The organism is Pedobacter sp. 01N416 (assembly GCF_056399685.1).
Window position 1 is genome coordinate 1 of the sequence record NZ_JBFTRT010001131.1, and the last position, 399, is coordinate 399.

Sequence of the window (399 nt, forward strand, 5' to 3'; positions counted from 1 at the left end):
ACATTTAATATTACAGCGGATGCAGCCGATGCTGACGGAACCATCAGTAAAGTTGAATTTTTTCAAGGAACCTCCAAGTTGGGTGAGGATTTGACAGCACCTTACAGTTTCAGTTGGGGTAATTTACCGGCAGGCAAGTATTCAATTACTGCGGTTGCTACAGATAACAGTGGTGGCTCTACCACTTCAGAAATAATTAATATTCATGTAGATGCAACAATTTCTACTTTGGCAGATGCGTATGTAAGAGATGGTAGTTATTCGACTACCAATTTTGGTACTGCCAATACATTAGTGGCTAAATATGATGGTGTTAATACGAGCTATAACAGGGAAACTTACCTGAAATTTGATCTTAACGGTGTAAATAGTTTTGATATTGCCACCATGCGCTTGAGT

At 39.1% G+C, this 399-nt stretch carries 1 protein-coding gene; it reads left to right on the forward strand.

The window, feature by feature from the left end:
- A partial coding sequence (locus AC1DND_RS29570; RefSeq protein ID WP_477586622.1) for a CBM96 family carbohydrate-binding protein occupies nucleotides 1-399 on the forward strand: 399 nt, incomplete at both ends.